Origin of the sequence: Streptomyces montanus, from assembly GCF_005786655.1 — a bacterium.
Taxonomy (GTDB): Bacteria; Actinomycetota; Actinomycetes; order Streptomycetales; family Streptomycetaceae; genus Streptomyces; species Streptomyces sporangiiformans.
Genome location: NZ_VBZC01000065.1, coordinates 1 through 13345 on the forward strand (window position 1 = coordinate 1; position 13345 = coordinate 13345).

9 protein-coding genes are annotated in these 13345 nt (G+C 70.7%); 6 read left to right on the forward strand and 3 right to left on the reverse strand.

Annotated elements, in window-relative coordinates; all coding sequences use genetic code 11:
- From FE633_RS38670 to FE633_RS38680, 3 genes are all read right to left on the reverse strand, one after another.
- A partial coding sequence (locus FE633_RS38670) for a PucR family transcriptional regulator ligand-binding domain-containing protein (RefSeq protein ID WP_138049842.1) occupies nucleotides 1–1249 on the reverse strand: 1249 nt, incomplete at its 3' end.
- Nucleotides 1250–1285: 36 nt separating this feature from the next.
- Nucleotides 1286–2668, reverse strand: a complete 1383-nt coding sequence (locus FE633_RS38675; RefSeq protein ID WP_138049843.1) for an FAD-binding oxidoreductase — start codon at nucleotides 2666–2668, stop codon at nucleotides 1286–1288.
- A gap of 173 nt (nucleotides 2669–2841) precedes the next feature.
- Nucleotides 2842–4644 (reverse strand): glycoside hydrolase family 15 protein, encoded by a 1803-nt coding sequence (locus FE633_RS38680; protein ID WP_171060302.1) that lies wholly within the window; start codon nucleotides 4642–4644, stop codon nucleotides 2842–2844.
- A 491-nt stretch (nucleotides 4645–5135) separates the two neighbouring features.
- Between FE633_RS38680 and FE633_RS38685 the strand changes: the two genes are divergently transcribed.
- The 6 genes from FE633_RS38685 to FE633_RS38710 all read left to right on the forward strand — a co-directional run bounded on the left by FE633_RS38685 (nucleotide 5136) and on the right by FE633_RS38710 (nucleotide 13146).
- The gene (locus tag FE633_RS38685; RefSeq protein WP_138049844.1) at nucleotides 5136–6785 is read left to right on the forward strand and encodes a CTP synthase; all 1650 of its coding nucleotides are present in this window, start codon (nucleotides 5136–5138) and stop codon (nucleotides 6783–6785) included.
- 96 nt (nucleotides 6786–6881) lie between these two features.
- The gene (locus tag FE633_RS38690) at nucleotides 6882–7508 is read left to right on the forward strand and encodes an NUDIX domain-containing protein (RefSeq protein WP_138049845.1); all 627 of its coding nucleotides are present in this window, start codon (nucleotides 6882–6884) and stop codon (nucleotides 7506–7508) included.
- A gap of 181 nt (nucleotides 7509–7689) precedes the next feature.
- Nucleotides 7690–9771, forward strand: coding sequence for a tetratricopeptide repeat protein (locus FE633_RS38695; RefSeq protein ID WP_138049846.1), 2082 nt, complete (start codon nucleotides 7690–7692; stop codon nucleotides 9769–9771).
- 149 nt (nucleotides 9772–9920) lie between these two features.
- The gene (ald, locus tag FE633_RS38700) at nucleotides 9921–11045 is read left to right on the forward strand and encodes an alanine dehydrogenase (RefSeq protein ID WP_171060300.1); all 1125 of its coding nucleotides are present in this window, start codon (nucleotides 9921–9923) and stop codon (nucleotides 11043–11045) included.
- Between the two features lie 401 nt (nucleotides 11046–11446).
- Nucleotides 11447–12574 (forward strand): ParA family protein, encoded by a 1128-nt coding sequence (locus tag FE633_RS38705; protein WP_119099614.1) that lies wholly within the window; start codon nucleotides 11447–11449, stop codon nucleotides 12572–12574.
- Nucleotides 12559–13146: a hypothetical protein gene (locus FE633_RS38710; protein WP_246114029.1), complete on the forward strand. Its 588-nt coding sequence runs from the start codon at nucleotides 12559–12561 to the stop codon at nucleotides 13144–13146. The genes FE633_RS38705 and FE633_RS38710 overlap by 16 nt, the downstream gene beginning before the upstream one ends.
- Nucleotides 13147–13345 lie beyond the last annotated feature (199 nt).

Here is a 13345-nt window from a genome sequence, read left to right on the forward strand (position 1 = left end):
AGCCGCCGGGGACGCCGACCACCACGACCGGCGGCTGCGCCCCCGGCCGTCGCATGCCCGCGCGCTCGACACCGGCCCGCAGCGCCGCCGCGACCCGGTCCGCGACGGCCGGGCGTTCGGACTCCGAGCGCAGGCCCAGAAGCAGCGGTACGCGGCCCTCGACGGGACGTACGCCCACCAGGACCGGCACCCCGACCGAGCCCAGCTCTTCGGCGACCGCGCGCGCCAGGACCGCCCAGCCTCCGCCGCCCCCTGTGGGAGACAGCCCGTCGGTGAGCCGCATCACCACCGGCAGCAGCGGGCTGCGGCCGGGCTTGAAGCCGAGTACGCGGGCCTGCGCGGGCGCGTCCTCGGCCGTGATGCGGCCCTCGGCGAGGTCGGTGAGGAAGTCGCCGCGGCCGCGCGCCGCCAGCTCCTCCTCCTGCCGCGCCTGCATCAGGACCACGGCGAGGACGCCCGCGGTCCGCTCCGCCGCGATCCGGTGCACGGGCGCGAGCGGAGCGCTGACGGGCAGGAGCACCAGCCGGGCCCGGACCGAGCCGGTGCCGGGCCCGCCGCCGGGCACGTCCACGAGGACCGATCCCGAGGGCGGCTCGTCCTTGTGCCGGCCGCGCAGGCCTTCCCACACCTGGAGCGGATCCGCCCCGGCGGGCCCGGCCCCGGCCGCGTACAGGAGCTGCTCGTCCGCCGTCTCCAGGAACACCGGGTTGCCGCTGAAGTCGGCCAGAATGCCGAGGACCTGCGGGATCCCGCCACCGCCGAGCAGCGCCTCCGTACAGCGCCGGTGCACCTCCTCGGCCTGCTGAAGCAGTGCGTAGTGGCCGTTGACGATCTCGGTGTGCACTTCCTCCGTGACCGCCACGAACGGCACCTCGCGGTGCAGCTGGACCAGCGGCAGACCGGCTGCCCGTGCCGTGTCCACGAGCGCCGCGGGCAGCCGGGTGAAGCGCGGCCCGAGTTCCACGACGAGCGCCGCGATCCCGCGCTCGGCGAGGGTGCGGACGAAGGCCCGCTGCTCGGCCGGGCGGGTGCCGAGCCCGTACCCCGTCGTCAGCAGCAGCTCGCCGCCCTTGAGTAGCGAGGCGATGTGCGGCACTTCACCCGCGTGCACCCAGCGCACGGTGCGCCCCAGCCGGTCGCCGCCCGCCAGTACCTCCGGCAGACCACTGCGCAGCCCGGGCAGCTCCAGGGCCCGCTGCACGGTGATCCCGCCACCGTGTGGGTCCGACGTGTCGATACGGCTGTTCATGAGGCGGACGCTACCGCCGCTGGGACGACTGCGCGGCTACGCGGGAACGATGTTGTGGTTGAAGCGGAACACGTTGTCCGGGTCGTACTGGGCCTTCACCAGGGCCAGACGCAGGGTGTTCTCGGGGCCGAGGCCGGCCGACACCCGGTCCTTGCCCTCGTCCCCGATGAAGTTGAGGTAGACCGCGCCGGTGGTCCACGGCCGGACGTCGGCTCGTACGTCCCGTACCCACCGCAGGCAGCGCTCGTCGTCCGCCGGGTCCTCCCAGATCCCGAAGGGGTGCACGAGCCACGGCGCCTCCCGGTAGGGCACCGGGAACTCGGCGGGGCCCGAGGCGACCGCCCCGCCCAGCGGGAACAGAACGTGCTGGCACCCCGTGGGCACGGGCACGGTGGCCGCGCGGGCGCAGAAGACGTCCACGAGTTCGTCGGGCAGGCCCGTCAGATACTCGGCCGACCAGTAGTTCCGCAGGCCCGGCGGATCGTCGATCATGCACTGGACGTCCGCGTACGGCATGGCGCCGACGATCTCGGCCTCGTGCGGCAGTGCCAGCAGCGGCTGGGCGACTTTGCGCAGACTCTCCTCACCGCCCGCGTACGTGACGACGGCCGCGCAGATGAGTGTGCCCACCAAGTGCTCGGGGACGAACTCCTCGGGCGGTCCCGTCAGATAGAGCACGCCGCCGCCCACCTCCGGCGGGCCGGTCGCGATGATCTCCCGGTAGACGCGCATGACCTCCGGGCCGGACTCCGGCCGGAACAGCACGAAGGCGAGGGAGAACTCGGGCAGCTCGTGCAGCTTCAGGGTCAGCGAGGTGGCGACGCCGAAGTTTCCGCCGCCGCCGTGCAGGGCCCAGAAGAGCTCGGGGTTCTCCTCGGCACTCGCACGCACCCTCGTGCCGTCGGCGGTCACCAGATCGACGCCGAGCAGGTTGTCCACGGCGAGCCCGAACTTCCGCTCCAGCCAGCCGCTTCCGCCGCCCAGCACAAAGCCGCCGACCCCGGTGGTCGAGGCCCGGCCGCCGGTCGTGGCCAGGCGGTACGGCTGGGTGGCGCGGTCCATGTGGCTCATGGTGGCGCCGCCCTCGACCCGTACCGACGCGGCCCCGGGACGGACCGTCACCGCGTGCATCCGGCGCAGGTCGACGACCAGACCGCCGTCGTTGAGGGCCATACCCGCCACGCTGTGACCGCCGCCGCGGACCGCGATCTTCAGGTCCAGATCGCGGGCGAAGCGCACCGCCCGGACGACGTCGGCCTCGTGTGCGCACTGCGCGATCACGGCAGGCCGCCGGTCGATCATCGCGTTGAAGACGATCCGGGCCTCGTCGTAGCCCGGATCGTCAGGGGCGAAGACGTCTCCGGCCAGATCCTCGCGCAGCGCGGCCAGAGCCGTGCCCGCCTTCGAAGGGGAAGTCATGGCAACCCCCTTCCTGAAAAGGGCGTTTGCGTACCTCCCACACTATGTGCGTGCGGTGGATCGGGCGCGGTCAGGCGGCGCCGCGGGCATCGCCTGCCGATGTCGCCCGCCGCGGCACGTGGCTGACGTCACAGCCACGCGCCGCCACGCGGCGGCCCGCACCCGTTGCGCGGTCAGCCGCCGTACGCGCCCGAAGCCGTCAGCCGCAGTGCCGTGTCGATCAGCGGCACGTGGCTGAACGCCTGCGGGAAGTTCCCGACCTGCCGCTGCAGGCGCGGATCCCACTCCTCAGCGAGCAGCCCGAGGTCGTTGCGCAGGGCGAGCAGCTTCTCGAAGAGCTTGCGGGCCTCGTCCACGCGGCCGATCATCGCGAGGTCGTCGGCGAGCCAGAACGAGCAGGCCAGGAACGCCCCTTCGTCCCCCTCCAGGCCGTCCACGCCCGCGTCCTCACCGGCGGTGGGGTAGCGCATGATGAAGCCGTCCGGGGTCGACAGCTCCCGCTGAATGGCCTCGATCGTGCCGATCACGCGCTTGTCGTCGGGCGGCAGGAAGCCCATCTGCGGGATCAGCAGCAGCGACGCGTCCAGCTCCTTGGAGCCGTACGACTGCGTGAAGGTGTTGCGCTCCTTGTCGTAACCCTTCTCGCACACGTCCCGGTGGATGTCGTCGCGCAGCTCGCGCCACTTCTCCAGCGGACCGTCCGCGTCACCGGACTCGATGAGCTTGATGGTGCGGTCGACGGCGACCCAGGCCATCACCTTGGAGTGCACGAAGTGCCGGCGCGGCCCCCGCACCTCCCAGATGCCCTCGTCCGGCACGTCCCAGTGGTCCTCCAGGTACCGGATGAGCTTGAGCTGCAGCAGGGACGCGTAGTCGCTGCGGGCCAGACCGGTCATGTGCGCCAGGTGCAGGGCCTCGGTGACCTCGCCGTACACATCCAGCTGGAGCTGGTGCGCGGCGCCGTTGCCCACGCGCACGGGCCCCGAGTCCTCGTACCCGGGCAGCCAGTCCAGCTCCGCCTCGCCCAGCTCCCGCTCGCCGGCGATGCCGTACATGATCTGCAGGTTCTCCGGGTCACCGGCGACCGCGCGCAGCAGCCACTCGCGCCAGGCGCGCGCCTCTTCGCGGTAGCCGGTGCGCAGCAGGGAGGAGAGGGTGATCGCCGCGTCACGCAGCCAGGTGTAGCGGTAGTCCCAGTTGCGGACACCGCCGATCTCCTCCGGGAGGGAGGTCGTGGGCGCGGCGACGATGCCGCCCGTCGGCGCGTACGTCAGTGCCTTCAGGGTGATCAGGGAGCGGACCACGGCTTCCCGGTAGGGCCCGTGGTACGTGCACTGCTCCACCCACTCGCGCCAGAACTCCTCCGTCGCCTCCAGTGCCTGCTCCGGCTCCGGCAGCGCGGGGGGCGCCTTGTGCGAGGGCTGCCACGAGATGGTGAACGCGATCCGGTCACCCGGCGCCACCGTGAAGTCCGCGTACGTGGTCAGTGCCTTGCCGTAGGTCTCGGCGGATGTGTCCAACCACACGGAGTCGGGCCCGGCGACAGCCACCGTCCGCCCGTCGACCTTGTGCACCCAAGGCACGATACGTCCGTACGAGAAACGCATCCGCAGCGCCGAGCGCATGGGCACGCGGCCCGTGACGCCCTCGACGATCCGCACCACCTGGGGGGCGCCGTCACGAGGGGGCATGAAATCCGTCACGCGGACCGTGCCGCGGGGGGTGTCCCACTCGGATTCCAGGACGAGGGAGTCGCCGCGGTAGCAGCGTCGGGACGCTCTGGGCGGCGTGGCGTCCGCCCCGTGCGCTGGGCCCAGCCGCCAGAAGCCGTGTTCCTCCGTGCCGAGCAGTCCCGCGAAGATCGCGTGGGAGTCGAAGCGGGGCAGGCACAGCCAGTCCACCGTGCCGTCCCGGCAGACCAGTGCTGCGGTCTGCATGTCTCCGATAAGTGCGTAGTCTTCGATGCGCCCGGCCACGTGCAACTCCAGTCGAACGGCCACGTCGCCCCCCGAGGGGCGGTCGCTCTGCGGTCAAGGGTTCGTGTGAACAAGTGTCGTTCCGTAACGCCCATGCTTGCAGGGAATGTCGTTGCGAAACGAACTGACGAGCTCCTGTTCCGGGATTACGGGCGGGGTGGTGCCGTTTGCCGGCCTGCTCGGCAGCGAGTGTCCGAGCAGGATACGACGCACGCTGATGATCCGCGCGCCCCTCCCGAGAACGCGATTGCACTGAACGAGTGAGCACGACCGTGGTCTGTGTCGGCTCGTGTGCGGAGAGTGGCAGAGCGTGGCCGGAAGCGGTCTCGCCCGGTCGCTGATACCCTGGTAGCCCGTGGACCGGTGGGCGCCCCCCGTTGGGAAAAACGACAGAGGGGTCCCCGGAACCGCAGCGACGGCACCTCCGGAAATTCCCGGTAAGGCGGCCGAATCGCACTCCAGACCGCGACCACGGGAGCCCCCTCTTGGCCATGCCGCCCAAATCCCTGACGACCAAGCACATCTTCGTCACCGGGGGTGTCGCCTCCTCCCTCGGCAAGGGCCTCACCGCCTCCAGCCTGGGTGCGTTGCTCAAGTCCAGGGGCCTGCGGGTCACGATGCAGAAGCTCGACCCGTATCTGAACGTCGATCCCGGCACGATGAACCCCTTCCAGCACGGTGAGGTCTTCGTCACCAACGACGGCGCCGAGACCGACCTCGACATCGGGCACTACGAGCGCTTCCTCGACGTCGACCTGGACGGCTCCGCCAATGTCACCACCGGGCAGGTCTACTCCTCGGTGATCGCCAAGGAGCGGCGCGGCGAGTATCTGGGCGACACCGTGCAGGTCATCCCGCACATCACCAACGAGATCAAGCACCGCATCCGCCGGCTGGCCACGGAGGACGTCGATGTCGTGATCACGGAGGTCGGCGGTACGGTCGGCGACATCGAGTCGCTGCCGTTCCTGGAGACCGTCCGCCAGGTCCGTCACGAGGTCGGCCGCGACAACGTGTTCGTCGTGCACATCTCGCTCCTTCCCTACATCGGTCCGTCGGGAGAGTTGAAGACGAAGCCGACGCAGCACTCGGTTGCGGCTCTGCGCAACATCGGTATTCAGCCGGATGCGATCGTGCTGCGCGCCGACCGTGATGTGCCGACCGCGATCAAGCGCAAGATCTCGCTGATGTGCGACGTCGACGAGGCGGCCGTGGTCGCGGCCATCGACGCCAAGTCGATCTACGACATCCCGAAGGTCCTGCACACCGAGGGTCTGGACGCGTACGTCGTCCGCAAGCTGGACCTCCCCTTCCGCGACGTGGACTGGACGATCTGGGACGACCTGCTCGACCGGGTCCACAACCCCCAGCACGAGATCAACCTCGCGCTGGTCGGCAAGTACATCGACCTGCCCGACGCCTACCTCTCCGTGACCGAGGCGCTGCGCGCGGGCGGCTTCGCCAACAAGGCCCGCGTGAAGATCAAGTGGGTCACCTCGGACGACTGCAAGACCCCCGCGGGCGCGGCCCAGCAGCTCTCCGACGTCGACGCGATCTGCATTCCCGGCGGATTCGGCGACCGCGGTGTCTCCGGCAAGGTCGGCGCGATCCAGTACGCCCGGGAGAACAAGATCCCGCTGCTCGGCCTGTGCCTGGGTCTGCAGTGCATCGTGATCGACGCCGCGCGGAACCTCGCCGACATCCCGGACGCCAACTCCACGGAGTTCGACGCCGCCACGGCCCACCCGGTCATCTCCACCATGGCCGAGCAGCTCGACATCGTCGCCGGCGAGGGCGACATGGGCGGAACGATGCGCCTGGGCATGTACCCCGCCAAGCTCGCCGAGGGCTCGATCGTGCGTGAGGTGTACGGCGGCAAGGAGTACGTCGAGGAGCGCCACCGCCACCGCTACGAGGTGAACAACGCCTACCGCGCCGAGCTGGAGAAGAAGGCCGGTCTGCTGTTCTCCGGCACATCCCCCGACGGCAAGCTCGTGGAGTACGTGGAATACCCGCGTGAGGTCCACCCTTACCTCGTCGCGACCCAGGCCCACCCCGAACTGCGCTCGCGCCCGACCCGCCCGCACCCGCTCTTCGCAGGTCTGGTGAAGGCCGCGGTGGAGCGCAAGGCAGGTAAGTAGCCGGGCAGATCACAGACGGTTGTACGGTGGCCGGGGCGCGCAACATTTGTGGTGCGTGCCCCGGTTTTTCATGTGTGCGTGGGAGGACAAGTCGACATGACCATCAAGGACACCGCCGAGGAGTGGGAGGTCAGGGCGACCGAGACCCCGTTCACGGGCAACAAGACGTCCGTGCGCACCGACGACGTCGTGATGCCCGACGGGACGGTCGTCCGCCGCGACTACCAGGTCCACCCCGGCTCGGTGGCCGTCCTGGCCCTGGATGACCAGGACCGTGTCCTCGTCATCCGCCAGTACCGGCACCCCGTACGCCAGAAGCTCTGGGAGATCCCCGCCGGCCTGCTCGACATCCCCGGCGAGAACCCGCTGCACGCCGCCCAGCGCGAGCTGTACGAAGAGGCCCACGTCAAGGCGGAGGACTGGCGCGTACTCACCGACGTGTACACGACGCCGGGCGGCTGCGACGAGGCCGTGCGCATCTTCCTCGCCCGGGATCTGTCCGAGGCCGACGGCCGGCGCTTCGAGGTCGAGCACGAAGAGGCCGACATGGAGCTCGCGCGGGTCCCGGCCGAGGAACTCGTCCGCGGTGTCCTCGCCGGTGAGCTGCACAACAACTGCCTCGTCGTGGGCGTCCTTTCACTGATCGCGGCCCGCAGCGGTGACGGCCTGGACGCGCTGCGCCCCGCCGAGGCGCCCTGGCCCGCACGGCCCTTCGAGGCGTGACGGTGCTGGTCGCGAGGCCGGATGCACTCCTTCGCGCCCTCGATGTGACGATCGCCTGATCCGATCGGGGGATGTGCCCGCCGCGCTCCACCGGGAACGTCGCAGAGCGTGAACTAGGCTCTGGAAACGCCCCGGCCGGAGTCCCGGCGGGCTTGCGCGCAGTGGGACGGGAGTGTGGCCCGTGACGGATCAGGCGGTGGGCACCGGCGGCCCGAAGATGACGGCGAAGGGGCAGCGCCCGGCAGCCGAGTCCGCTCGCACAAAGAACCAGTTCCTCGGCCGCACAAGAGAGTTGAAGGAACTCCAGGCAGACATCGAGCGTGCCGGCCTGGACACCCTCGCGGGCCGTAAGCCACCCCGCGCGCGCGTGCTGCTCATCGCCGGCAAACCCGGCTCAGGCCGTACCGCGCTCGCCGAAGAGCTCGTACGGCAGGTCGCCGACACCTACCCGGACGGCGTCCTCCGGGCGCGCCTCACCGAGCCCGACGGCACGCCCGTCCCCACCGAGCGCACCGCCCGCGAGCTGCTCACCGCCCTGGAGCTGACCGCCCCGGCCGGAGCCGCCGAGGACGACCTCACCGCGGAACTGCGCGAGGCCCTCGCCGCCCGCCGGGTGCTGCTCCTGCTCGACGACGCGGCGAACGCGCAACAGGTCGACGCGCTCATTCCCGACACCCCGGAGTGCCTGGTCGTCGCCGTCGCCGGCGGGCCGCTGACCGGGATCTCCGACGTCCGGCCCTGCACCCTGGGCGGCCTGGACACCAAGTCCGCCGTCGAACTCCTCGGCCGGTACACGGGCTCGGTGCGCATCACCGTCGACCCGCGTGCGGCCGAGGGGCTGGTCGAGATCTGCGCGGCCCAGCCCGCCGCGCTCGAACTCGTCGGCGGCTGGCTGTCCCACCGGCCCAAGGCGGCCGTCGCCGACCTCGCCAAAAAGCTGCGTACCGAGGGCGAGGAGGGCCCGGCGCTCGACCGTGCCTTCCGCGTCGCGTACGCCGAACTCCCCTCGGCGGCCGCACAGATGCTGCGCCTGCTCTCGCTCGCCCCCGCGGGTCTGGTCGACGCGCACACCGCCTCCGCGCTCGTCGGCTGCTCGGTGGAGACCGCGCACACCACGCTGGGCGACCTCGCCGCGCGCGGCTTCGTACGGCCCGTCGAGGCGCCGTTCGCGCAGTACGAGGTGCCCGGCTGTCTGCTGCCGCTGCTGCGCTCGCTCAGCGAGAGCGAGGACCGCCCGGCCGATCTGCGGCTGGCGCGCGCCCGGATGCTGGAGCGGACCGTACGGCTGCTGGTCTCCTGCCGGGCGGTCACCGAGACCGACAGTTCACCCGCGCGCGAGAAACTCGCCGGGATGCCCCGCGCCCTGCGCTTCCCGAGCCCCCGCGCGGCCGCCGACTGGCTGCGCATCCGACAGCCCGCGCTGCTGGCCTCCGCCCGGCTCGCGGTCGCCGACGGGGAGTTGGACACCCTGGCTCGCCGCCTCATGTCCGCGCTGGTGCGGGCGATGGTCGCCCACTTCGGTACGCAGGCGGCGGCGCCCGAGCTGTACGGCATCCACCGGCTCGTCCTCGACGTCGCCGAGCGGCGGAAGCTGCCGCGTGAGAAGGCCGCCGCGCTGCTGAACCTCGCCGATCTGGACGCCCGGACCGGCCGTACGACGGTGGCGCTGGCCCGCTACCGGGCCGCGCTCGACGCCGGTCGCGAGGCGCGGGATCCGTATGCGACCGGCCGAGCGATGGAATCCGTGGGCGGCGCCTATCAGGAGCTGGGGGACCACGACCGGGCCGCCGACTGGTACGGGCGGGCGCTGGCGCATCGGCTCACGCGGGACGAGCGGATGGACGTCGCCCGGCTGTACGGCCGCATCGCCACCTCGCACACCCACGCGGGCCGCTACGACGACGCGCTGCGCAACTGGCGCTCGGCGGCCCTGGGCTACCGCCGGGTCGGCGATGTGGCGGCCCAGGCAAGGGCGTTGAGCGAGTTGGCCCGGGTGCAGGAGTACGCAGGGCGGCCCGAGGAGTCGCTGCGCACCTGCCATGAGGCGGTCGAGTGGGCGCACCGCGCCGAGGACGTACGCCTGTGGGCCGCACTGCAGCTCCGGCTCGCCGACACCCTGGAGCGGCTCGGCGACCCGGCGGCGGCCCGACTGCACCGTCGTGCGGCCGAGCGCATCCTGGGAGATGAGCTTCCGGACGATGCGTCGGCCAGGGAACAAGGGGCCAGCGCCTACGAAATCCGTAGTGCATCCGTCGAAGATTGATGCATTGAAAGGCTAGACAGAGGGAATCCCTTCATTAGACTGGCTCCGCTGCGTCCTTCCCGCAGTGCCCCGGTGTGCTCCTGTGCATTCGGGTATGTCTGACATTGTCAGGACATACATGACCCCAGACTCCCTCTGAGCCAAGGACCGTGATCGACGTGAAGGTCGGCATCCCCCGCGAGGTCAAGAACAACGAGTTCCGGGTGGCCATCACCCCCGCCGGCGTGCACGAGCTGGTGCGTCACGGCCACCAGGTCGTCATCGAGCAGAACGCCGGCGTGGGTTCCTCGATCACGGACGCCGAGTTCGTCGCCGCCGGTGCTCAGATCCTGGCCACCGCCGACGAGGTGTGGGCCACCGCCGACCTGCTGCTGAAGGTCAAGGAGCCCATCGCCGAGGAGTACCACCGCCTCCGCAAGGACCAGACCCTCTTCACCTACCTGCACCTTGCCGCCTCCAAGGAGTGCACGGACGCGCTCCTGGAGTCCGGCACGACGGCGATCGCGTACGAAACGGTCGAGCTGCCCAGTCGCGCGCTGCCGCTGCTCGCCCCGATGTCCGAGGTCGCGGGGCGTCTCGCCCCGCAGGTGGGCGCCTATCACCTGATGCGCGCGAACGGTGGCCGGGGAGTGCTGCCCGGTGGTGTCCCGGGCGTCGCGGCCGGCCGGGCCGTCGTGATCGGCGGCGGCGTCTCCGGCTGGAACGCGGCACAGATCGCCATCGGCATGGGCTTCCATGTGACCCTGCTCGACCGCGACATCAACAAGCTCAAGGAGGCGGACAGGATCTTCGGCACGAAGATCCAGACCGTCGTCTCCAACGCCTTCGAGCTCGAGAAGGCCTGCCTCGACGCCGACCTCGTCATCGGCGCCGTCCTCATCCCGGGTGCCAAGGCTCCGAAACTGGTCACCAATGAGCTCGTCTCGCGGATGAAGCCGGGAAGTGTCCTTGTCGACATCGCGATTGATCAAGGCGGCTGCTTCGAGGACTCGCGTCCGACCACCCACGCCAAGCCGACCTTCCCGGTCCACGGCTCGGTCTTCTACTGCGTCGCCAACATGCCCGGCGCGGTCCCCAACACGTCGACGTACGCCCTGACCAATGCCACGCTCCCGTACATCGTGGAGCTCGCGAACCGCGGCTGGGTCGAGGCGCTGCGCCGGGACCCTGCGCTCGCCAAGGGCCTCAACACCCATGACGGCAAGGTGGTTTACCGCGAGGTCGCCGAGGCGCACGGCGTTGAGCACATCGAGCTGGAGACCCTGCTCGGCTGACCCGTCGGGCCCATCTCTCCCCTGGCGAAAGGCGATACGTCAACACGAGTCGTCAACGGAGCGCGCCCGGCCGGACCTTGTCGCGCAAGGTCCGGCCGGATGTGTGTCGAGTCACTTTGCGAGACTCGTTCAAGTCGCCTCGAACGTAACCCTTCGACCGTTTCGCACACCCCGCAAACCTGCCGTGCGACGGCCTTACGCCCTTGACAGAGGGGTGTTCCGTTGCCGACACATCGGACCGGGTCCGGCGGATTGTGTTGCTGCGGACCGCCGACACGCCATAGAGTCGCCAACCGTCGGCATGGTGCCACGCTGACCTATCTAGAAGTTTCCTGGTCACCAAGGAGGTAAGACGACTTGTGAATGAGTCGACATTTACTCCCGGAGGTGGTCAACCAGGAATGCCCGCGCAGGGCCCGGGGCCCGCGGGGCCCGAGGCTGTCGGCTCCGTAGCGGTGCGCACCTTCGCAGCCCACCAGAGTCCGCAGATGACTCAGACAGCACACCAGAGCATGGATGGCCATCACGTGAACGCCATGGCCGGCAACGGAAGTGGCGAGAACCGCACCCACTTCGCCGACTACGACGACCTGCCCGAAGGGCACTTCTACGACCCCGACGCCGAGTACGAGCCCGATCCGGAGTACGCGGCCACGCTCGCGCCCGACGCGGCCCGGCAGCGCCGCGAGCGCATCGGCCCGACCGGGCGCCCGCTGCCGTACTTCCCGATCCCGGGCCCGCTGACCGATCACGGACCCGCGAAGATCATCGCGATGTGCAACCAGAAGGGCGGCGTCGGCAAGACGACGTCGACCATCAACCTGGGCGCCGCGCTCGCGGAGTACGGACGCCGGGTCCTGCTCGTCGACTTCGACCCGCAGGGCGCGCTCTCGGTCGGCCTCGGCGTCAACCCGATGGAGCTCGACCTCACCGTCTACAACCTGCTCATGGAGCGGGGCATGGCGGCCGACGAGGTGCTCCTGAAGACAGCGGTCCCGAACATGGACCTGCTGCCCAGCAATATCGACCTGTCCGCCGCCGAAGTCCAGCTGGTGAGCGAGGTCGCCCGCGAATCCACACTGCAGCGGGCCCTCAAGCCGCTGATGGCCGACTACGACTACATCGTGATCGACTGTCAGCCCTCGCTCGGCCTGCTCACCGTGAACGCGCTGACGGCCGCTCACAAGGTGATCGTGCCGCTCGAGTGCGAGTTCTTCGCCCTGCGCGGTGTCGCGCTGCTCACCGAGACCATCGAGAAGGTCCAGGAGCGGCTCAACCCCGAGCTGGAGCTCGACGGGATCCTCGCCACGATGTACGACTCGCGCACGGTGCACAGTCGTGAGGTGCTCGCGCGGGTGGTCGAGGCCTTCGACAATCACGTCTACCACACGGTCATCGGGCGCACGGTCCGCTTCCCGGAGACCACGGTCGCCGGTGAGCCGATCACCACGTACGCTTCCAACTCCGTCGGTGCCGCCGCTTATCGCCAGCTCGCCAGGGAGGTGCTCGCCCGGTGTCACGCCGAGTGAGTCTGCCGGGGGCCGACGAACTGTTCCGTACGACCGGGGGAATGGCGCTCCAATCGTCCACCCCCAGGCGCCAGGCCAACGGCGAGGCCCGGGTGCCGGCTCCGGCGGGCGAGGGTGATGCCGCGGCTGGGTCTGGTGCCGGTTCGGGTTCCGGGGAGGACGCGCCGCAGTCGGTGCCCGCACAGGGCGGGGACGGCGAGGGCGCCGAGCATGTGGCCACGGACGCCGAGTCCGCCGACGCGGGGGAGTCCCGCAGCCGGGCCGCGGCCGGGGAGCGCTCCGCGCGACGGCAGGGGGCGCAGGAGGGTTCTGCCGCCGCCCAGCCGCGCAAGCGAGGGCGTGCCTCCGCGCGGCGGCCGAGCGGGCGGGAACGGCACGACGAGAAGATCACGGTGTACGTGTCCGCCGAGGAGCTCATGGATCTGGAGCATGCCCGGCTGGTGCTGCGGGGCGAGCACGGGCTGGCCGTCGACCGCGGGCGGATCGTCCGCGAGGCGGTGGCCGTGGTGCTGGCGGATCTTGAGTCCCGGGGGGACGCCAGCATTCTTGTACGTCGGCTTCGCGGGCGGTAAGAGGTAGCCTGCGACGGCTATGACCTCGAACGACGGCTCCACTCCCGCTTCCGGCTCCGCCGGTCGTCGGCGTGCCCTGGGCCGGGGGCCGGGGGCTGCGCCGCCGCCTCCGGCACCGGTCGAGCCGCCGGCCGAGGGCGGGGCGTCGCACCCACCCTCGCCTTCGCCGGAGCCCGCGGGACCGTCATCGCCCCGCGGC

Excerpts from the sequence above, each read along its gene's own strand:
- FE633_RS38675 (WP_138049843.1), bottom strand. The coding sequence starts at position 2,668 with ATGACTTCCCCTTCGAAGGCGGGCACGGCTCTGGCCGCGCTGCGCGAG.
- FE633_RS38685 (WP_138049844.1), top strand. The coding sequence starts at position 5,136 with ATGCCGCCCAAATCCCTGACGACCAAGCACATCTTCGTCACCGGGGGT.
- FE633_RS38690 (WP_138049845.1), top strand. The coding sequence starts at position 6,882 with ATGACCATCAAGGACACCGCCGAGGAGTGGGAGGTCAGGGCGACCGAG.
- FE633_RS38705 (WP_119099614.1), top strand. The coding sequence starts at position 11,447 with ATGCCCGCGCAGGGCCCGGGGCCCGCGGGGCCCGAGGCTGTCGGCTCC.